The organism is Mangrovibacter yixingensis (assembly GCF_020523985.1).
Classification (GTDB): domain Bacteria; phylum Pseudomonadota; class Gammaproteobacteria; order Enterobacterales; family Enterobacteriaceae; genus Mangrovibacter; species Mangrovibacter yixingensis.
The window spans coordinates 88,288-108,958 of sequence record NZ_JAIVKM010000005.1 but is presented as its reverse complement, the minus strand read 5'-3'; the positions used below and the strand labels follow the sequence as shown (position 1 = coordinate 108,958).

General features: G+C 52.0%; 16 protein-coding genes. 15 read left to right on the top strand and 1 reads right to left on the bottom strand.

Annotated elements, in window-relative coordinates:
- Nucleotides 1–1,695 carry an OmpA family protein gene (locus tag LC084_RS16520; protein WP_226572271.1) on the top strand — a complete coding sequence of 565 codons (1,695 nt, stop codon included), beginning with the start codon at nt 1–3 and terminating at the stop codon, nt 1,693–1,695.
- Nucleotides 1,696–1,699: 4 nt separating this feature from the next.
- On the opposite strand, the gene LC084_RS16515 is transcribed toward LC084_RS16520, so the two are convergent.
- Entirely contained in the window at nt 1,700–1,840 is a 141-nt protein-coding gene (locus LC084_RS16515) for a hypothetical protein (protein WP_226572270.1), read from the bottom strand.
- Nucleotides 1,841–1,911: 71 nt separating this feature from the next.
- Between LC084_RS16515 and LC084_RS16510 the strand changes: the two genes are divergently transcribed.
- The 14 genes from LC084_RS16510 to cysA all read left to right on the top strand — a co-directional run bounded on the left by LC084_RS16510 (nt 1,912) and on the right by cysA (nt 20,668).
- Complete coding sequence (locus LC084_RS16510) at nt 1,912–4,425, top strand: type VI secretion system Vgr family protein (RefSeq protein WP_226572269.1); 2,514 nt, start codon at nt 1,912–1,914, stop codon at nt 4,423–4,425.
- Complete coding sequence (locus LC084_RS16505) at nt 4,422–6,029, top strand: PGAP1-like alpha/beta domain-containing protein (protein ID WP_226572268.1); 1,608 nt, start codon at nt 4,422–4,424, stop codon at nt 6,027–6,029. Before LC084_RS16510 ends, LC084_RS16505 begins: the two co-directional genes overlap by 4 nt.
- 113 nt (nt 6,030–6,142) lie before the next feature.
- Complete coding sequence (locus LC084_RS16500) at nt 6,143–7,117, top strand: T6SS immunity protein Tli4 family protein (RefSeq protein ID WP_226572267.1); 975 nt, start codon at nt 6,143–6,145, stop codon at nt 7,115–7,117.
- 125 nt (nt 7,118–7,242) lie between these two features.
- Complete coding sequence (locus tag LC084_RS16495; protein ID WP_226572266.1) at nt 7,243–7,509, top strand: PAAR domain-containing protein; 267 nt, start codon at nt 7,243–7,245, stop codon at nt 7,507–7,509.
- Between the two features lie 311 nt (nt 7,510–7,820).
- Nucleotides 7,821–8,621 (top strand): hypothetical protein, encoded by an 801-nt coding sequence (locus tag LC084_RS16490; RefSeq protein ID WP_226572265.1) that lies wholly within the window; start codon nt 7,821–7,823, stop codon nt 8,619–8,621.
- Entirely contained in the window at nt 8,618–12,058 is a 3,441-nt protein-coding gene (locus LC084_RS16485; protein WP_226572264.1) for an ImcF-related family protein, read from the top strand. Before LC084_RS16490 ends, LC084_RS16485 begins: the two co-directional genes overlap by 4 nt.
- A gap of 368 nt (nt 12,059–12,426) precedes the next feature.
- A complete protein-coding gene (locus tag LC084_RS16480; RefSeq protein WP_226572263.1) occupies nt 12,427–13,116 on the top strand; it encodes a DUF3592 domain-containing protein in 690 nt (229 codons plus the stop codon).
- A 99-nt stretch (nt 13,117–13,215) separates the two neighbouring features.
- Complete coding sequence (gene tssF / locus LC084_RS16475) at nt 13,216–14,979, top strand: type VI secretion system baseplate subunit TssF (RefSeq protein WP_226572262.1); 1,764 nt, start codon at nt 13,216–13,218, stop codon at nt 14,977–14,979.
- A complete protein-coding gene (gene tssG, locus LC084_RS16470) occupies nt 14,943–16,034 on the top strand; it encodes a type VI secretion system baseplate subunit TssG (protein WP_226572261.1) in 1,092 nt (363 codons plus the stop codon). Before tssF ends, tssG begins: the two co-directional genes overlap by 37 nt.
- Nucleotides 16,015–16,551 (top strand): type VI secretion system lipoprotein TssJ, encoded by a 537-nt coding sequence (gene tssJ / locus LC084_RS16465; RefSeq protein ID WP_226572260.1) that lies wholly within the window; start codon nt 16,015–16,017, stop codon nt 16,549–16,551. Before tssG ends, tssJ begins: the two co-directional genes overlap by 20 nt.
- Before the next feature lie 320 nt (nt 16,552–16,871).
- Nucleotides 16,872–17,888 (top strand): sulfate ABC transporter substrate-binding protein, encoded by a 1,017-nt coding sequence (locus LC084_RS16460; protein WP_226572259.1) that lies wholly within the window; start codon nt 16,872–16,874, stop codon nt 17,886–17,888.
- Complete coding sequence (gene cysT, locus LC084_RS16455) at nt 17,888–18,721, top strand: sulfate/thiosulfate ABC transporter permease CysT (RefSeq protein WP_226572258.1); 834 nt, start codon at nt 17,888–17,890, stop codon at nt 18,719–18,721. Before LC084_RS16460 ends, cysT begins: the two co-directional genes overlap by 1 nt.
- Nucleotides 18,721–19,593: a sulfate/thiosulfate ABC transporter permease CysW gene (cysW, locus tag LC084_RS16450; RefSeq protein WP_226572257.1), complete on the top strand. Its 873-nt coding sequence runs from the start codon at nt 18,721–18,723 to the stop codon at nt 19,591–19,593. The genes cysT and cysW overlap by 1 nt, the downstream gene beginning before the upstream one ends.
- Nucleotides 19,583–20,668 (top strand): sulfate/thiosulfate ABC transporter ATP-binding protein CysA, encoded by a 1,086-nt coding sequence (cysA, locus tag LC084_RS16445; RefSeq protein ID WP_226572256.1) that lies wholly within the window; start codon nt 19,583–19,585, stop codon nt 20,666–20,668. Before cysW ends, cysA begins: the two co-directional genes overlap by 11 nt.
- Nucleotides 20,669–20,671: the final 3 nt, after the last annotated feature.

Below are 20,671 nucleotides of genomic sequence, written 5' to 3'. Positions count from 1 at the left end.
ATGCGTGATTTTTACCCGCGGCTGTTAACCGCACTGGGTGCCGTGTTTGCATTGTGGCTTATTCTGGGTTTTTGGCCGCTTGCCGTAGCCAGCAAATCTGTGTTCAGCCTGTTGGTTGTACTGGTGTGTGGCACCATGGTCTGGCGCCAGGCAGGAAAACACCGGCTACTGGCAACCAGGGTTCAGGGCACCAGGCAGGAACACTTACCGCCGGAAGACTACCAGGGCGCTGTCATTCTGGTTTGTGGCGATAATACGGCCTTGTTCGCCCCTGATTCCTGGCAGCGTGAAACCTGCCACGGCTGGTATTTGCGTGTGGAGGATGCGCCACAATTACCATTGTTGGTACAACTCCTCAATCAGTACCGCCCTGCACTGGTACCACAACTCTCTATTTTGCTGGCAACGTTTCCAGAACAGCATGTATGCGAAGGTGATTTCACCCACCGCCTGCGCGGGTGGCAGCGCGCTGTGGGGCAGTGCCATTTAACTCTGGGCTGTGCACTTCCTTTATGGGGCGTAACCTGGGTATCGCCGCCAGTGGCTGGTACGGGGGCAGAGCCAGTCTGGTTTTCAGCCCTCAGCCGCCATCCGGAAATGCAGGTGCACCAGCCCGGCCAGGTGAACCTGCCGTTATCTCAGTGGGTGAATGATGCACACGGCCGTTCACGCCTGCCATGCGTGAGCATGGCGCTGTGGCTGGGCAGCCTGCTGGCCTGGCACGAACGTACTATCCAGCCGGTATTGTCGGTGCCAGCCGGGGATTTACCCGCACTGGAATTCTGCCAGCAAGGTGTTTGCCTGGCACCAGTGAAAGGTGAGCAGGGTAATTTGTGGCAGCAACACATCGCTTCATACACCGCACTGCCACCGGATGCCACCGCAACGGAAGCTTCATTACCTTTACCAGACTTATTTTTACCTGAGTTACCACACGGTTCCGGTATTAAGCCGCAGTGGGTTTTCTGGCGTTATGCCGGGTTCCTGGGCGGCGCTTTTCTTGCCCTGGCGATGCTGGCATCCTGGGTGAACAACCAGCAGCTTATCCGTAACATTGGGGACCACCTCGCGCTGTACCAACGCACTTCTGGTGAATGGGGTGAACCCAGGTTACACACACAGCAACGCCTGCAGGCCGATGCTACTCAGCTGGGCACCTGGCAACGCCTGGGTGTGCCACAGCGTTATAGCCTGGGTCTTTATCAAGGCGAGCGCCTGTTACCGCTACTGGAAGCGGCGCTTATCAGCCAGGCTCCACCGCCATTACCTCTCCCTGTTGCCACAACCACTATTCCGGTTCCAGAGACCCTCAACCTGGACAGCCTGTCGCTGTTCGATTCCGGGAAATACACACTCAAGCCTGGCTCCTCTTCTGTGCTGGAGAGTGCGCTGGTTGCTATCCGGGAAAGACCTGGCGGGTTGGTTGTTATTGCCGGGCACACAGATAACACCGGCAATCCGGCGCATAACCAGTTGCTCTCGCTCAAGCGTGCCGAAGCAGTACGTGACTGGATGCGCGATACCGGCGGGGTGCCGGAAAGCTGCTTTGCCGTGCAGGGCTATGGTGAAAGCCGCCCTGTAGCACCGAACGCCACACCGGAAGGGCGGGCACGCAACCGCCGGGTTGAAATCACGCTGTTACCCGGGGCTAACGCCTGCCAGGTTCCGGGTTCAAACACAAATACGGCTGCATAACGTACTACCCAACAGCTGCCATGTGCGGCACATAAACCGGAAACCACGCCTGATGTGCTTTGGCTCCCAGTGAAGGGGAAAGCAACGGGCGGTAGCGTGCCTGCAGGCCCGCCACGTAAATGAAACGTACAGATGCCCGCGCCATGTTACTTACCCGGCGGCTGGGTAGCGGCCCGCATCAAGAGCCGCCTTACTGATATAAAGGGAGTTAACACCATGAATCTGACAGGGATGCGCAACACCTTCACCCGCAACACCCTGAACCGCTACCGCCTCGCGATTCCTTCCTGCAGCGCCGACATTGATGTGGAAGATTTCCGTGGCGAAGAGGCGATGAGTGCGCTTTACCGCTACACCATCAGGTTTACCAGTACAAACAAAAACATTGATGCCAGCCAGCTTCTGGCCAAACCCGCAACGCTTACGATGGGCGCAGGCAACCTGCTTTCCCTGGCGGACCGTAAAGTGGTACACGGGGTTATCACGCATTTCACCCGTACCGGCGGCTCTGCAGATGAAGCGAAGTACAGCATTGTACTGGAGCCCTTTATCGCACTGCTGGCTAACCAGTTCCGTACTCACCGCTTTTTCGTCAATAAATCGGTGCCGGAAGTGGTGGCTGAAGTCCTGCGGGAGCACAACCTGAATGGCTGGGAGTATGAGTTTATCCTCAGCCACGACTACCCAAAACGTGAACAGATTAACCAGTACCAGGAAAATGACCTGGCGTTTATTGAGCGCCTGCTGGCTGAACTGGGGATTTTTTATTTCTTCAGCCTGCACCCGGAAACACAAACCGAAGTGGTGCACTTTGCCGACAGGCAGAGCGCCTGGTCATTCGGGAAAAAACTGCCATTAAACAGCCCGTCCGGCGCTAACGATAACGGCGCTGACTCGGTATGGGATGTCCAGGTTACGCAGAATGTGGCGGTGCGCTCGGTCACCGCTGGTGACTACAACCACCGTGAAGCACAACGGGTATTGCTCTCTGAGCCCGCCGACATGACCCGGGGTGATGGCGAGGGTGTCACCTGGGGGGATGTCTACCACCACCGGCCACGGCACCAGGCGCGCGGAGATAACATTAACCCGGAGCCTGAAACCGGCCACTTCTGGGCGCGCCTGGAGCACGAACGCTTTTTATCGGACCAGACCCGGGTAACGGGCAGCAGCACCGACCACAGTCTCGGCCCGGCGCAAGTTCTGGTTATCACTGAGGCGGCCATTCCACCCACACTGCCCAGGGAAACAGAAAACGGCGTGGTGATTACCCGCGCAGTTTACACTGCCAGCCGCCAGAATGCCCTGCAGGTGGCATGGTCGGCCATGCCTTTTTTTGAAAACCGCTGCTGGCGCCCGGCGGCCAGGCCACGCCCGGTTGTCAGTGGCACTCTGATGGCGCGGGTGACCAGCGCCAAACCAGACGATATCTACGCCTGGCAGGATGCCTCGGGCCTGTACCGGGTAAAGTTTGATGCCGACCGCGACGACAAACGCAAAGGTATGGAAAGTATGCCGGTGCGCCTGGCCAAACCTTATGGCGGGCACAAATATGGTTTCCATTTCCCGCTGGTTCAGGGCACCGAAGTGGCAATAGCCTTCCATGAAGGCGACCCGGACCGCCCGTACATCGCTCACGCCCTGCATGATTCCCGCCATATTGACCCGGTTACAGAACTGAACAGCACCCGCAATGTGGTGAGAACTGCTGGGCGGAATAAGCTGCGCATGGAAGACAAGCGCGGGGCAGAACACGTCAAACTCAGTACTGAATACGGCGGCAAGACCCAGCTGAACCTGGGCCACAATGTGAATGCTAAAAGAAAACTGCGTGGCGAAGGGGCGGAGTTGCGTACCGACCGGCATGTTGCCATCCGTGGCGGCGCCGGGGTGTTTATTACGGCAGATAAGCAGCCATCGGCCAGTGGAATGATGCTGGAGATGTCCGCAGCGCTGAGCCAGCTACAAAAAGCGCAGGACCTGGTGGAGTCATTAAACAGTGCAGCGCAGGCAGCAAGAGCAGAACTGGCAGATTTACAAACACAAAAACAGTTACTGAACGAGACGCTGGCAGAGCTTAAAAATGCAGCGTTGTTATTGTCTGCACCAGACGGGATAGCACAGGTAACGCCAAAAACATTGCAATTATCTGCCGGAGAAAATATCACGGCAGTCAGTGGCGGCAGTACTGATTTTAGTATTCTCAAAAAAATGACAGTGGCTGCCGGTGAGCGAATCAGCCTGTATGCCCAAAAGCTGGGAATAAAATTATTTTCCAGTAAAGGCAAAGTGGAAATTCAGGCACAGGGCGATGAAATGACGCTGGATGCACTGAAGGATGTGCGGGTGAGCAGCAGCGAAGGGAAAATAATCATCAGCGCGAAACAGGAAATTATTCTGACCAGTGGTGGCGGGTATATCCGTATTGCAGATGGAACGGTGGAATGTTCCGCGCCGGATAAAATTATCGAGCGTGGAGCCGTCTGGCAAAAATTCAGTGGGCAAAGTGCCAGCCAAATGTTTAACCAGTATCAACAAGGCAATTTTAAATTACAGCCCTTATTGGTGTGGGAAGGAACGGGCGACGCAGTAGTGAATCGCAAGGCAACAGTTAGTAGTGATATGGGAAGTAGTGTTGGAAAAACATCCGTAAATGGCAATGCCCCTATGCAAAATTTTAATGTGGCCGGGAGTATGGAACTTATCCTGAGTAAAGAGGACGAAGAATGAAACAGGCTGACAATATTGTAAATATATACCCAGAATATGATGGCGCCGGGAATGCCCATTATAAATTATTCAGCCAACCCAAAGGTGGAAAGCTTGTTCAGCAATGTGTTGTCTACCCGGAGCGGGTAATACCAATAATTTTTATTCCAGGTGTGATGGGCAGTAATCTTAAAAATAATCAGGGTGATGGTGAACAGATTTGGAATTTAGACAGTACATGGAATATTGCGCTCACTTGGTTTGGAGAGGAGGCTAAAGTAAGAAAAGAAAAACTGTCGCCATTAACTACTGAAGTGGATGACAGTGGAAAGGTCGATGAAAAAGCGGAACCATTTCTGCTGCTAACGCGTAAAGAGCGTGGCTGGGGGAGTGTGGCATACACCAGTTATGCCCCTTTTCTTTGTTGGTTGCAGGATGCACTGAATGATTTTGGCCCCATGGAGAACAGCGAGCGCGGGAAATTACTTAATAGTGTACAACCCATGGAAACGGGCGAAATTTCCCTGGGAAAAGAGGAGGTAGAGTTAACGTATCGCTATCTCTACCCGGTTTATGCCATGGGGTACAACTGGTTAAAGTCCAATGCTGATTCAGCGAATCAGTTAGGCAAAAAAATAAAAGAGATAACGGAGTTCTACCAGAGCAAAGGCAGAAAATGTGAAAAAGTGATCCTGGTAACCCACTCCATGGGGGGGCTGGTTGCGCGCCACTATACCCAAAACATGGGGGGAGAAGAACATGTGCTGGGCGTGGTGCATGGGGTTATGCCCGCACTGGGTGCCGCCGCCACCTACCGCAGGATGAAAGCAGGCACTGAATACCCGGCCGGCAGGGTGGACGGGTGGGTGGCCTCCCAGGTACTGGGGGGAGATGCCGAAGCCATGACGGCGGTATTAGCTCAGGCACCCGGCCCGTTACAGTTACTGCCAGGGCGGGATTATGGTATGCGCTGGTTAAAAATAATGGATGGTAAAGACGTCCTTTTTTTTCCTAAAGAAGACCCTTACCGTGAAATTTATCTGCAAAGAAATAAATGGTGGGGGTTATGTGATGAGCATTTTATCAATCCGGAAAATAGCAAGTATCGGAAAAATACAAATGAAGACTGGGCTGTCTTTACCAAAATAATAGAACGGACAGTTATGCCGTTTATAGAAGGACTATCAGGGCGGTATCACAATAACTCATATGCATTTTATAGTGCCGATAAATCATTTCTATCTTATGGCGATGTTTGCTGGCAATCAAAAACCCCGCTTATTGAACAGTGGGTGAATCAGGGGCGCAGCAGAAATATAGAGAATGGGCGCCCACTTGATAAAACCGAGAAGTCAACCAGGCGTACGGTATCTGCACCTCTTGCCGGGGAGGGGTGGGCTCAGGGGATCTACCAGTCCTGGCGGCTGCTGCCCCCGGGAGAGGCCGGTGATGGCACAGTGCCGGTGCGCTCCGGGCGTATAGCCGCACATTATTTACGGGCAAGTTACCAGGTTTCGGTTGGGCATGAACCCGCTTATAAGCATAAACAGACGCAGCAGTTTACCCTGCGGGCACTGGTAAAAATCATCCAGGATATACAACAGACGGCACTGGCTTATCAATGAAAATAAAAAAATTACCCTGGGTAGTGGCGGTACTGGTTGTGGCCTGCACCGGTTATTACCTGTTTAACAGCTACCCACCCAAAATCAGGTTAACAGCGCAGGAGGAAAACACAGTGAATACTTTTATGGAAGAAACCACCACCCGGTGTGTGGGGCGTTACCTGATAGACATGCCGGCCTCTTTTTCTGTAAAAAGCGACAATGTGCTGGCTTTTATCAATAAGGCGCCGGTTACCACAAAGCGGCTCTACCGCCCGGCATTTGAGCAGAAAATCCGGCGGCGGGAAATGGAATTAAAGCGCACCAAAACAGTCAACCCGCTGGATATGCCTTTTCTGAAAGCGGTACATGCACTGCCGGCAGGTATGGAGGGGGTAATATTTGAAAGAAATGTAAATAATTCAGAGCCTGACGTGGGCAGAATACTGGAAGCTCATCTGTATACTAATGGTGTGGCGGTGGAAATTGAGCTCAACGCAGATAATGGTTCTGCGGAACGCTACACTGAACGGCGGAATGAATACCCAGAGCTGTATCAGAATACGATTCAGGACAAAATGGCCGAACTGACTGCTTTATTAAAGCGTATTTCCGGAAAGACAGAAACGGGAATACCGTATCAGGCCGGTTTTTGCCTGCCGGATATTTTTATTGCTGACGGTTCATTTAGAAACAAAGAAAGTATTAATGTGATTTATACCTCTCAAAAGTATAAGGCGATTAAGCTTAATTTAGATACGGATAGTTTTACAAAATCAGATAGTGCCTTACTCAGTCGTGTTCTTGAAATGAATAAAGCAATAAAAGCTTCGGCGGGGAAAACCCTCCGGAAAGGACGAAGGGAAATAAATAGGATTTACACAGAAGAATGGCTGGTTGCCGGGAAAGTAGATGAAAATGATGAGGTGTTACGCTTTATTCTCCAGGCGAATGAGACCACTCCGGGAGAAAACAATCCCAAGATGTATATCAGTTTTTTACAGCGCAGCCTGTCGGAAGATAACGCGTTATCAGAAAATGAGGCAGTCAGTGTCTGGGAACAAATCACCGGCACACTGAGACTGCGCCCCGGTGCATTTGGGTGGTAGGCCACACCAGTCAGACCTCTCAAAGAAAGTATGTCAGATGTATGAGTAATTTATTATTGTGGTTTTTTCTTTGAGTGCACTAATAAATAGTGAAATGGATTGTTTTATAATTGAAGGAGATTTATATGGCAGCATTAGTCTGTTTGGGTGACTCAACCACACATGGTGGAAAAGTTATTTCGGCATCCTCTACAATGTATATTGATGGTATTCAGGTTGCATTGGTTGGCGACCTGGTTTCCTGCCCGATACCATTTCATGGCACCAACCGAATTATTGAAGGTGATCCAGGTGTTACTGAAGAAGGTATTCCCGTTGCAGTAGATGGTTGTCTTTGTGAATGCGGTTGCCGTGTTATCAGCTCTTTTGTTGAAAATACTATCGGGCCATAATTATGTTATGGCCTATTCCTGATATACCTGAAATACGACCACTCCCTCGGCCTGATAATAAAAAACTGAGTGTGATTCTTCTTGTAATGCTAACTCTGGGGGGCGGGGGAAGTCTCTTTTTTGGGGAAGTGACAAGCTATGGGCACATTTTTCTTTACGGTATATTGCCTGCTTTCTTTGTGTGGAGTTCCGTGTGTGGGTATATCTGGCTCCGTTATCAGCAATCAGTTAACAACATGTTGTTATGGAATAAAGAGTCTGAGCAAACAAAATTGCACTGGCGTCATTGGTGTATGCGGCAGTGGTGCATTGTGGGAAATGTTGTGCTGACTGCTGAGGAAAATGGTGTACAAGCGCTTCTGGGCGATTATGCAAAAATACCTGCTTATCCTCAAAAAACACGGCCATTACACACTCGTCTTCCTTACTTACATCACTGCTTTCAATATGTTGATGAACAGATGGAAAAACAATGCCTAGGTTACCGCCATTTTCTGTATACCGTAAAAATAATGTTAGCGGAGCCAAAACAGAAGACACAGGTGAGTATGGCTATTTATGCTCAATGGGATTTGTATCCTGAGTATATTACCTCAATAGATGAAGCCCTGTCTGATACTGATGATGGCAAAACAACGCTTGTTATTTGTCTTCAGGATTGGCAAAGTGCAAATAACACAAAATATAGCGAGTTTATTACTGCTCAGTTAATTTCACCTGCTGAACAGGTATCGCAATATGCGCTACCTGTTCAGGCTGGGTTGGGCAGGGTGCTGTCTTCTGATGACCTTAGTAACGCACTGAATATATTTTCTGAATATGTTTTGGTACCACCTGTTGAATTGCATCATATATGGTTGACTGGGCTAAATAGTGAAGACCGAATAACTGTTATCCAGCATGCCAGTGAACAACGGTGGCAATTACCTCATAAGCAACCATGCCATTTAATTGATCATTCTTTTGGCCCACCAGGCCCTTTGTCATTCTCCTTGTCTGTCGCACTCATGGTGGATGCAGCCATACATACAGAAGAAATACAACTGCTTATTTCCGGACAAAAAGAAAGCGGTTATTCACTTTGCCTGATTACACGGGGGCTATTTTCATGACAACAGGAAAAACCTCACCGGGAACTGCAACTCATTATAGTATAACCGGATACCTTATTCTTATCGTCGGGCTTGCGGGGATTAGTGCACTGTTGCTGTTTCTGAACCAGGATCGGGTTATTGCTAATGGAGCTCAAGTTCACATAGCCTGGATTATTTGGGGAAGTGTATTTTCAGCTTTGTTACTGGTGGTGGCCGTTTCACCCTTCTGGTTGAAACACAAATTCAAAAAAGAACAGCGAATATACCATCCTGATAATACTCATGCTAATCAGGTTAATGTGATCACTAACACGCGAAAAACTACACACCCTGCATTTTTCGCGCTGCGGCAGTATCTTCACAACCTCCACGGCCGTTTCTGGCAGCATAAAATCCGTATCCTGCTGGTAACCGGGACGGTTGCTGATGTGGAGCAACTGGCACCGGGCCTCACCCATGAATTCTGGCTGGAAGACGGCGGTACACTGCTGTTGTGGGGCGGTGACCCGGCTGAGCCTGCCGATAACGCCTGGCTGGCGGCACTGGGTAAGTTGCGTTACCGCCCGGCAGATGGCCTGGTGTGGGTGACTTCCGCTTTCGACCAGCTTGCCACGATCAACCCGGCCCCCCCGCACCCGCTACCTTCTGGCAGTGACATGAACGCGCTGGTGCATGCCCTGCGTGAACGCCTGGCGGTGTCGGGCTGGCAACTGCCGGTGTATGCCTGGTCGCTGCACCCGCGGGCCGGGAAGCCAGCGGGCCGCACCGTGCAGGCCACGGGTTGCCTGCTGCCTGCCGGGTGTGATGCGGACACCCTGGCGCAGGCACTGGCAGCCATGGTGCCGGAACTGGTTTCCCGGGGCGTGCAGCAGGTATGTTGCCGGATGCCGCACCCCTTTCTGCTGGCGCTGGCCGACCAGCTGACACGCCAGCCTGCCAGTATCACCGGGCCACTGTCGGCAATGACAGGCCCTTACCGCCCGTTCCCCCTGGCCGGAGTGGTCTTCAGCCAGCCCTTCTCCACAACGCAGCCATCCGGACAACACCACTGGGTTATGGACAAAAGCTGGGAGGTGTTACCGGCACATGTCCGGGTATTACCGCCGTTGTTGCGCCCCCGGAAGTCAGGTATACCCTGGCAAAAAGTGTTATCCCCCATGGCATTCGTACTGTTGCTGGCATCGGTGGCATGGATATGTGCGGCGTATGCCAGTAACCACAGCCATATTACCGGTGCCCGTGAACGGGTGGTTGCGGGCGCACAACAAAACCAGCCGCTGGCTGCCCGCCTGCAGGCCCTGGCTGAATTGCAGAAAACACTGGCCCGTTTACAGTACCGGGCTGCACAGGGTGCCCCCTGGTATACACGCGCCGGACTCAGCCAGAATGAGGCCCTGCTGGCCGCGCTGATGCCCCATTACCAGGCCGGGGCGCACGCACTGCTGCGTGATGCTGCGGCAGAACACCTGCGCTCGCAGCTTCAGGCTTTTACGGCTCTGCCACCCGGCAGCCCGATGCGTGAACAGCAGGCAGAGGCCACCTGGGACCAGCTGAAACTCTACCTGATGCTGGCCCGCCCGCAACATATGGATGCAGACTGGTTTGCGCGCACCCTGTTGCAGGGCTGGCCGGTGCGTGATGGCGTTAAAGACGGTGCCTGGCAGGGCCTGGCACCGTCACTGTTGTCGTTTTATGGCGCACAACTCGCCACCCACCCGGAAGGGGCGTTGCCAGAGGATAAACAGCTGGTCAGGCAGGTGCGCGCCCTGCTTATTCGCCTGATGGGGCAACGCAACAGCGAAGCCACCCTGTACCAGAATATGCTGGCGCAGGTGGCGCACCTGTACGCTGATATGCACCTGGAAGACATGACCGGCAATACGGATGTGTCCCGGCTGTTCACCACCGGCGAAACCGTACCGGGCGTGTTCACCCGCCAGGCCTGGGAGCAGGCAGTACAGCCCGCGATTGAAAGTGTGGTGTCAGCACGCCGGGATGAACTTGACTGGGTGCTGACAGACAGCCAGCAGTCCGTGCCGTTACAGGATGCCATTACGCCTGAAGCACTGAAACAACAGCTCACGGACCGCTATTTTGCAGATTTCAGCGGTGCGTGGCTGGCCTTTCTTAACAGCCTGCGACTACACCGTGCAGCCACGCTTTCAGATGCCATTGACCAGTTAACGCTGATGGCGGATGTGCGCCAGTCGCCGCTGGTCGCCCTGATGAACACCCTGAACGTACAGGGCCGCACCGGGCAGGCCCGGGAAGCCATCTCTGATTCTCTGGTGAAATCCGCCAGAAACCTGCTGGGTAGTGGCAGCCAGGGGGTTATTGACCAGAGCACAGGGGTTACCGGCCCGCTGGACAACACCTTCGGCCCGTTACTGGCGCTGACGGATACCCCCCGCACCGGGCAGCAGGAACACAGCCTGCAGGCGTACCTGACCCGGGTGACCCAGGTGCGCCTGCGCCTGCAACAGGTGACTCATGCGGCCGACCCGCAGGCCATGGCTCAGAGCCTTGCGCAGACTGTTTTTCAGGGCAAAACCGTGGACCTCACCCAAACCCGCGACTACGGCAGCCTGCTCGCTGCAGGCCTGGGGCAGGAGTGGCGTGGGTTGGGGGAAACCCTGTTTGTCAGCCCGATGGAGCAGGCCTGGCAACAGGTACTGGCACCTGCGGCAGGCAGCCTCAATGCACAGTGGCAGCAGGCGGTGGTCAGTGAATGGAACCGCGCTTTTGGCGGCCGCTATCCGTTCAACAACACCGGCAGCGATGTGTCACTGCCGTTGCTGGCAAAATACCTGAATGCCGATTCCGGGCGTATCACTCAGTTTCTGCAAACCCGCCTGCAGGGGGTGCTGAACCGCGAGGGAAGCCAGTGGGTGCCAGACAGCACCCATTCACAGGGGCTGGTTTTCAACCCGGAGTTTATCCGGGCCATCAATACCCTGAGCCATATTGCGGATGTGGCCTTTACAGAGGGGGCGGCCGGTATGCATTTTGAGCTGCGCCCGGGCACGGCAGGTGGCGTGATGCAAACCGACATGGTTATCGACAACCAGGCACTGATTTATATGAACCAGATGCCTGCCTGGAAACGTTTTGCCTGGCCTGCGGATACAGAGGCTGCCGGTGCCCGTTTAAGCTGGATGAGCACCACAGCCGGAACCCGGCTGTATGCGGATATCCCCGGCGCCTGGGGCTGGATACGCCTGCTGGATAAGGCAACGGTGAGTGCGTACCCGGGTGTTGGCAGCAGCTACAGCCTGAGCTGGCAGGCTCAGGACGGGCGGGCGCTGAACTATACCCTGCGTACCGAAGCCGGAGAGGGCCCGCTGGTGCTGCTGAAACTGCGTGGCTTCCGGTTGCCGGAGACCCTGTTTATTACTGAGGGTGCGTCATCCTCACCGAGCATTCATGATAGTGGTAGCACCATGATTGTAGACTAAGGCACCAGACTGGTTATCTTCACTGATGTGCTTAAGAAAACGAGTTTCGCCCCGGAATATCACCCTGCGTATTTGCTTACAAAGGAGGTTACTGTGTGATTTTGTAAGGCAGCGCGTTAGTAATAAACGCATTGTCTCTCTTCTGGAGAAATTAAACGCTATCCCATGAGGCTATTTTATTTGCTATTTCGGCCCAGGACAGTGCTCAGCATCCCTACGTACTCCGTGTACGCTGCGATATTTGCGCGCTGTCCGCGGCCAAAATCACTGCAACAATAACCTCTACTGGGATAGGTTCTAAGCCTGGTGGTGAGGAAATACCGCCGACTGTATTGTGATGTTTTGTCATAACGTAAAAAGGAAGTAAGATGAAAAAAATTTTTGGCCTGATGTTTTCTGTAAGCCTGATTCTGTTTTTAATTGCCGGCTACCTTGCTTATTCTAATCACCAATTTCAGCGTGATGCCATTCACGCCAAAGGACAAATAACCGATCTACGCTACAGCTATAACGCTGACTCATCTTCTGAAGTCTGGTTTCCTGAAGTTACCTTTACCGATAACACCGGGAAACGTATTGTTTTTGAGTCCTCTACCGGGCGTTCCAATTATCGTGACCGTATGGGGGATACCATTGATGTTATTTATAATCAGAATGATGTGACGAGTGCCAAAATTAATGACACGGTCGGGATTTATTTAGGTGCTTTTATTTGCGGTGGTATTGCGCTGGTCTTTCTGCTGATTGGGGGGGCTGGTTTATGGTTGATGAACAGTGGAAAACGGCATCAGCGATTAATCCAAAATGGTAAACCATTGGTAGCCACGATTGTGAGTGTGGAATTAAATGAGGCTATCCAAATTAATGGTCGCTCGCCCTGGCGGATTGTGTGTCAGTGGTTGGACCCCCAGTCCGGGAAAGTGTTTTTGTTTAACAGTGCTAACTTTTATTATGACCCTTCACCATATATTAAAGAGGAAAATATCACGGTGTATGTGGCACATAATAACGTAAAAAAATACCATGTGGATATTTCGGGTTTTCCTGAAAAGGCCTGATGCTCATCTTTTTTAATTGGTTTTTATTTTTGCCCCTGTGGCAGCGGATTATTTATCCGTTTCAGGGGCAATCACTTAATTTTCAGGATTCAGTTTGTTATGGATGATTTAACCCTGCGCTACTATGAAGCGGAAATGCGCTACCTGCGTGAAGCCGCAAAAGAATTTGCACAAGCGCATCCCGACAGAGCTGCCATGCTTGATTTAGATAAAGCAGGTACGCCGGACCCTTATGTTGAACGCTTGTTTGAGGGGTTCGCTTTTTCAATGGGGCGTTTGCGTGAAAAGATTGATGATGATTTACCAGAGCTGACTGAAGGGTTGGTCAGTATGCTCTGGCCTCACTATTTGCGGACCATTCCCTCTCTCGCCATTGTGGCCTTCACACCAGATGTGCACACCGTGAAAATGGCAGAGAATGTTCCTGCGGGGCTGGCAATTTATTCCCGCCCGGTGGGGCCGAAGAATACAGTCTGCCGCTATCGCACCACCCGGGATATGATGCTCAACCCTCTGAGTATATCTGCGGTGACTATGGCAACTGAGCCTGATGGCCGCTCTGTACTGCGCATGCGTTTTACCTGCAGCCAGCAGGCCGACTGGTCAAATGCCGATCTCAGCCAGCTAAGCCTTTACTTGGGGGCAGACGCGCCTGTTAGCAGCCAATTGCACCTGATGCTCACAAAACGCCAGGCTGCTATGTATGTGCGCTTGTCCGGCCAACAAGAACGTAAAGAACTGGATGGCTATTTTTCGCCAGGTGGTTTTCGCGCAGAAGACAGCCTGCTGCCGAAAACAGATACCGCATTCAGTGGTTACCAGTTACTGCTGGAGTATTTTGCTTTCCGCGACAAGTTTATGTTTGTCCATCTCCATGGGCTTGACTCTCAGCCTCTGCCGGAGGGAACCGAATATATTGATATCGACGTGGTATTCAGTAGCCTCTGGCCGGCAGATTTGCCCGTCACCAATGAGGATGTTCGCCTCCATTGCGTACCGGTGGTTAATCTGTTCACACTGGAAGCAGACCCACTCACTGTCTCTGGGCTGGAACAAGAATACCTGCTACGCCCCAAACGCCTGCAGGATGGGCATACTGAGATCTATTCTGTCGATAAAGTGACAGGTTCAAACCGAACTAACCAAGTGGAGTATGTGCCATTTTCGAGTTTTCGCCATAAAGGCGGAATGATGAGGCGTCACGCGCCACCACGTTATTACCATACTCGTGTGAAACGCAGCGTGACAGGGTTGTATGACACCTGGCTGATTCTTGGTGGGCATCAGTTGGAGGACGAACAGCACATAGAGCATGAGACAATATCGCTGCAAATCACCGGTACCAATGGCCAGCTACCGCGCCGGGCGCTGCAAAGCACGCTGCTTGAACGTTGTGAACAGGTGGTTCAAACGCCATTGCCGGTCATCAACCTGTGCAAACCTACACTGCCTGTTTATCCCCCTGTTGAAGACCGGTTTCACTGGCGAGTAATGAGCCATCTGGGAACCGGTTTTCTCAATATGATGAATAGCGCGGAGGTGTTGCGTGGTGCTCTGGCGCTCTACAACTGGCAGGAGGATGAATGTAATACCCGCCGCCTGGAAGCTATTCAGCATGTTGCGTATCAGCGCCTTCAGCGTTTTGAGCAGGGTTATCTTCTGCGCGGAATAGATATCGAAGTGACCCTCGACAGTAACGGCTTTACCGGGGAAGGGGACATCCATTTATTTGGGGAGTTGCTTAACCGCTTCTTCGCACTCTATTCCGATATGAATCAGTTTAACCAGCTTACCCTCATCGTTCAGCCAGAAGGAAAGTGCATCCGGTGGAAAGAGAATCACAATCCGCGCCTGCCAGGTTGATAAACAGCCTCGGTGACAGGTTACCTTTAGTTAATTTTTACCGCCTTTGCCAGCTACTGGAGCAAAGCCAGCCAGATAACCCTGTTATGGGCAGTACCTGGCAGGTGCGCCAGGAACCAGTGCGTTTTCGCCCTCATCCGGGAATGGGGTTTCCTGCCTCAGAAATAAAAACGTTTGAACCTGCGGAGCAGCCGCATTTACCTGCAACAGTTCGCATTACTTTTATGGGGTTGTACGGTGTGACGTCACCGTTGCCAACACAGTATATCAATGACATTGCCCAGCAGCGGGAAGGTTGTGACGCGACAGCTGACTTTCTCGATATCTTCAATCACCGGCTGATTACGCAGTATTACCGTATATGGCGCAAATACACTTATCCGGCCACCTTTGAAGCGGGCGGGAGAGACAAAACATCACAGTACCTTTTGGGGCTTATCGGCCTGGGGAACGATGGCTGTATGGCAAGTGTAACTGCGCCGTTATCACGCTTCCTGGCACTATTACCGGTGATGTTGCTGCCGGGAAGAACTGCAGAAGGTATGGCTTCTCTGGTGAACTTGCTGGCACCGGGTACACAAGCAAAAATTTGGCACCACGACAAAAAACGTGTGCGACTCAGTTCTCCTCTTACCCTGAGTACCCGCCATCCCGTTACGTTGGTAAACCGCCCGGTGATGGGAAACTATGCCACGGATGTGAACAGCCAGGTGCTGATGCAGCTCAGCACAGCGAACCTTGAGGAAGTGCAGGGCTGGCTTCCGGGCGGTGATCTTTACGCGGATTTAATGGCGCTACTGCATGTTTACCTGGGGTCACGCTTTGATGTGCGGTTGCAACTGTGTGTGAACAGTGATCTGCTTCCACAGGCGGTGATAAGCTGTAAACCCCAAACCGGAGCTGGGCAACTCGGCCGTACTGCAGTGATGCGTTTTCGTCACCCGCTACCAGGACAACAGCCAAAAAGAGTAACCATTAATTTAGGGCGTTATGTGGGCCTTCAGGAGAGTATGCAGCGTAAGGAGTGCGACGAATATGGCGATTATCGTGGGTAAAGTTCCTCAGTTTGTACTGGCGGCAGGTCTGTCGATATTACTGGCTGGTTGTGGTGTGACGCAGAAAGTGGCCGAGAGTTCGGCTGCTGTGACCAAATCTGTTTTTTATAAGCAGGTTAAAACCCTGCACCTTGATATTCGTGCCCGTGAAGCAGTGAATACGAATGACAGTGGTGTGGCCTTGTCCACGGTGGTACGCATCTACCAGCTTAAGGAGCGTAAAGTGTTTGACCGCACAGACTATTCATCACTGTTCACCGGTGGCGGTCAGGTGCTTAAAGCTGATTTGTTGGCAGAGAAAGAGGTGCGACTGCAACCGGGAAGCACTGCCATGGTTAATATGCCAATGAATGAAAGCACCCGCTATGTGGCCGTAGCGGGGATGTTTATCTCGCCCGATCAGGGCGATAATACCTGGCGAGTTGTGCTGAGCCGGGATGAACTCCACCCGGATAAATCACGGATTATTGAAGCAGGTAATAACCAGTTGGTCCTGAAGGGCCTGAGCGGTGAGTGATAAGTAGTGTTAGTGTGGAATAAATCAGTCCCGGTCAGCCGGATATTCGTTTGGCCTGATGCTAAAAAAACGCTGCCAGATACACGGTGCCAGAAGTATTGTAATGGATTGAAATTATTAGTGAACTGTGTAAATAAACGGGCTAAAACTAACCCTTTTAACTCTTTGGTAAAGACCGTAGCTACGTTTTTTTCGCCTGGTTCGTCTTATTCCCTTTTGCGCTTGAAAATCACGAAACGGTATATAAAACCGTTATAACTTTTGACTCGCTTCTCAATACACTGGAGTTCTATTTAATAAGGTCTGAGTGAAGGTGCAAAATGGCGGGTAAGTCAGTAAAACGTGTCTTGAGTGCAATGGCGCTGTCTCTGGTCCTGTCGGGCAGTGCGCATGCTACAGAGCTGCTGAACAGTTCCTATGATGTCGCGCGCGAGTTGTTCGCGTCATTGAACCCGCCATTTGAGAAACAGTGGGCTCAGGATAACAACGGCGACAAACTGACTATCAAGCAATCCCATGCGGGTTCATCACGCCAGGCGCTGGCTATTTTGCAAGGCTTGAAAGCCGACGTTGTTACCTACAACCAGGTAACCGATGTTCAGATCCTGCATGACAAAGGCAATCTGATCCCCGCAGACTGGCAAAGCCGCCTGCCAAACCACAGTTCGCCGTTTTACTCCACCATGGCGTTTCTGGTGCGCAAAGGTAACCCGAAAAACATTCACAACTGGAGCGACCTGGCCCGTAGTGATGTAAAACTGGTGTTCCCGAACCCGAAAACTTCAGGCAATGGACGTTACACCTATCTTGCCGCCTGGGGCGCAGCCGACCAGGCTGACGGCGGTGATGAAGCCAAAACCAAAGCTTTCATGACCCAGTTTCTGAAAAACGTCGAAGTATTTGATACCGGGGGCCGTGGGGCAACGACTTCATTTGCTGAACGAGGCCTCGGCGACGTGCTGATTAGCTTTGAATCTGAAGTGAACAATATCCGTAAACAGTACCCGAACGAGCAGTTCGAAGTTGTGGTTCCCAAAGTGGATATTCTTGCTGAATTCCCGGTGACCTGGGTTGATCGTAACGTGAAAGCCAATGGCACCGAAAAAGCCGCCAAAGCGTACCTGAATTATCTCTATAGCCCACAAGCGCAGGAAATTATTACCAGCTATTACTACCGGGTAAATAACCCTGAACTGATGGGCAAAATGAAAGACAAATTTCCGCAAACCAAACTGTTCCGCGTAGAAGACAAATTTGGTTCGTGGAAAGAAGCCATGAGCAAACATTTTGCCAGTGGCGGTGAACTGGATCAGTTGTTAGCAGCAGGGCGTAGCTAATGTTCGCTATCTCTTCCCGGCGTGTTTTGCCGGGTTTTACACTCAGCATGGGAACCAGCCTGCTTTTTATCTGCCTGGTGTTGTTATTACCGCTGAGTGCGCTTGTGATGCAGTTAAGCCAGATGACACTGGCGCAGTACTGGCAGGTTATTTCAAACCCGCAGATGGTTGCCGCGTATAAAGTGACAGTGCTGTCTGCTGGTGTGGCCGCCCTGTTTAACGGTGTGTTTGGCTTGTTGATGGCCTGGGTGCTAACCCGTTACCAATTTCCCGGGCGTAGCCTGCTGGATGCCTTAATGGATTTACCGTTTGCGTTGCCCACTGCGGTTGCTGGGTTGACGCTGGCCTCGCTGTTTTCAGTTAATGGCATCTATGGTGAATGGCTGGGGCATTTTGGCATCAAAGTTACCTATACCTGGTTGGGTATTGCGGTTGCTATGGCTTTTACCAGTATTCCTTTTGTTGTACGTACTGTGCAGCCAGTGCTGGAAGAGTTAGGGCCGGAATATGAAGAAGCGGCAGAAACCCTGGGCGCCACCCGCTGGCAGACTTTCCGCCGTGTAGTCATGCCTGAGTTATCACCGGCGTTAATTGCGGGTATCGCATTATCGTTCACCCGCAGCCTGGGTGAATTTGGCGCAGTCATTTTTATTGCTGGCAACATTGCCTGGAAAACAGAAGTGACATCATTAATGATTTTTGTGCGCTTACAAGAGTTTGATTACCCAGCAGCCAGTGCAATTGCTTCCGTTATTCTGGCAGCATCACTGATTTTGCTGTTTGGGATTAACACGTTACAGAGTCGCTTTGGTCGGCGTGTGGTAGGGCATTAATGGCAAATATTTCACAATTGCGTCCCCGGCGTGAACCCATCAACTGGGGGAAATGGTCGCTGATTGGCCTGGGTGTGGTGATTTCAGCCTTTATTCTTGTGGTGCCAATGGCATCTATTTTTGCCATCGCCTTTTCTAAAGGCATTATGCCGGTTCTGCAAAACCTGGTTGATCCCGATATGCGTAATGCTATCTGGTTAACGTTGTTGATTGCTGTTATCACCGTACCGGTCAACCTGGTGTTCGGTACATTGCTTGCCTGGCTGGTAACCCGTTTTACCTTCCCTGGCCGCCAGTTAATGCTGACACTGCTGGATATCCCTTTTGCGGTATCACCAGTCGTTGCGGGCCTGGTTTACTTGCTGTTCTACGGTGCGAACGGTATTGCAGGCAGCTGGCTTGAAGCACATAACCTGCAACTGATGTTCGCCTGGCCGGGCATGATTATGGTGACTGTGTTTGTTACCTGCCCGTTCGTGGTGCGTGAACTGGTGCCTGTGATGATGAGCCAGGGTAGCCAGGAAGATGAAGCCGCGATTCTGTTAGGTGCATCTGGCTGGCAAATGTTCCGCCGGGTAACACTGCCAAACATCCGCTGGGCCTTGCTGTATGGTGTTGTATTGACCAACGCACGAGCGATTGGTGAGTTTGGCGCGGTATCAGTGGTTTCCGGGTCTATTCGTGGCGAAACGCTGTCTTTGCCACTGCAAATAGAGATGCTGGAACAGGATTACAATACGGTGGGGGCATTTACTGCCGCCGCCTTACTGACATTAATTGCAATTTTGACTCTGTTTTTGAAAAGTGCAGTGCAGTGGCGCCTGAATAGCCAGGAAAAACACCTGCAACAGGAAGGTAATAGTGAGCATTGAGATAAACAACATCAAAAAATCTTTTGGCCGGACTCAGGTGCTGAATGATATCTCGCTGGATATTCCAGGCGGGCAAATGGTGGCGCTGCTTGGTCCTTCTGGTTCCGGGAAAACCACTCTGTTGCGGATAATTGCGGGCCTTGAACACCAGTCCAGTGGCCGTATCAGCTTTCATGGCAATGATGTCAGCAAGCTGCATGCGCGCGACCGGCGGGTTGGTTTTGTGTTCCAACATTATGCACTGTTTCGCCATATGACGGTGTTCGACAACATTGCATTCGGCTTATCGGTGTTGCCACGCCGTGAGCGTCCGTCAGCCGCCGTAATTAAACAAAAAGTGACTAATTTACTGGAAATGGTTCAGCTCTCTCACCTGGCTGACCGTTTCCCTGCTCAACTTTCCGGTGGGCAAAAACAGCGTGTAGCTTTGGCTCGTGCCCTGGCGGTAGAACCACAAATTCTGCTGCTCGATGAACCTTTTGGCGCACTGGATGCCCAGGTGCGTATGGAATTGCGCCGCTGGTTGCGCCAGTTGCATGAAGAACTGAAATTTACCAGCGTGTTTGTTACTCACGACCAGGAAGAAGCGATGGAAATTGCCGACCGGGTTGTTGTGATGAGCCAGGGGAATATTGAACAGGCTGATGCACCTCAGCAAGTCTGGCGTGAGCCGGCCACACGCTTTGTTCTCGAATTCCTTGGTGAAGTGAACCGCCTGAAAGGCTCGGTACAGGGTAGCCAATTTCATGTTGGCGCTCACCGTTGGCCGCTAGGCTTCACTCCTGGTTATCAAGGCCCGGTGGACTTGTTCCTGCGCCCGTGGGAAGTGGATGTCAGCCGCCGGACCAGCCTGGATTCTCCGTTACCGGTCCAGGTACTGGAAGTCAGCCCCAAAGGGCACTATATGCAATTAGTTGTGCAGCCGGTTGGCTGGTACACAGATCCTCTTACCGTTGTCATGCGTGATGACGTGGTGCCACAACGGGGTGAGCGTTTATTTGTGGGGCTGCAACATGCGCGTATTTACCACGGCGATTTGCGCATTGAGAGCCTTGCTCTGGCTCAATCAGCCTGATAG

Bases quoted from the DNA above. Each gene is read 5' to 3' on its own strand.
- LC084_RS16520 (WP_226572271.1), top strand. From the start codon at position 1: ATGCGTGATTTTTACCCGCGGCTGTTAACCGCACTGGGTGCCGTGTTT.
- LC084_RS16515 (WP_226572270.1), bottom strand. From the start codon at position 1,840: ATGGCGCGGGCATCTGTACGTTTCATTTACGTGGCGGGCCTGCAGGCA.
- LC084_RS16510 (WP_226572269.1), top strand. From the start codon at position 1,912: ATGAATCTGACAGGGATGCGCAACACCTTCACCCGCAACACCCTGAAC.
- LC084_RS16505 (WP_226572268.1), top strand. From the start codon at position 4,422: ATGAAACAGGCTGACAATATTGTAAATATATACCCAGAATATGATGGC.
- LC084_RS16495 (WP_226572266.1), top strand. From the start codon at position 7,243: ATGGCAGCATTAGTCTGTTTGGGTGACTCAACCACACATGGTGGAAAA.
- LC084_RS16485 (WP_226572264.1), top strand. From the start codon at position 8,618: ATGACAACAGGAAAAACCTCACCGGGAACTGCAACTCATTATAGTATA.
- LC084_RS16480 (WP_226572263.1), top strand. From the start codon at position 12,427: ATGAAAAAAATTTTTGGCCTGATGTTTTCTGTAAGCCTGATTCTGTTT.
- tssF (WP_226572262.1), top strand. From the start codon at position 13,216: ATGGATGATTTAACCCTGCGCTACTATGAAGCGGAAATGCGCTACCTG.
- tssJ (WP_226572260.1), top strand. From the start codon at position 16,015: ATGGCGATTATCGTGGGTAAAGTTCCTCAGTTTGTACTGGCGGCAGGT.
- LC084_RS16460 (WP_226572259.1), top strand. From the start codon at position 16,872: ATGGCGGGTAAGTCAGTAAAACGTGTCTTGAGTGCAATGGCGCTGTCT.
- cysT (WP_226572258.1), top strand. From the start codon at position 17,888: ATGTTCGCTATCTCTTCCCGGCGTGTTTTGCCGGGTTTTACACTCAGC.
- cysW (WP_226572257.1), top strand. From the start codon at position 18,721: ATGGCAAATATTTCACAATTGCGTCCCCGGCGTGAACCCATCAACTGG.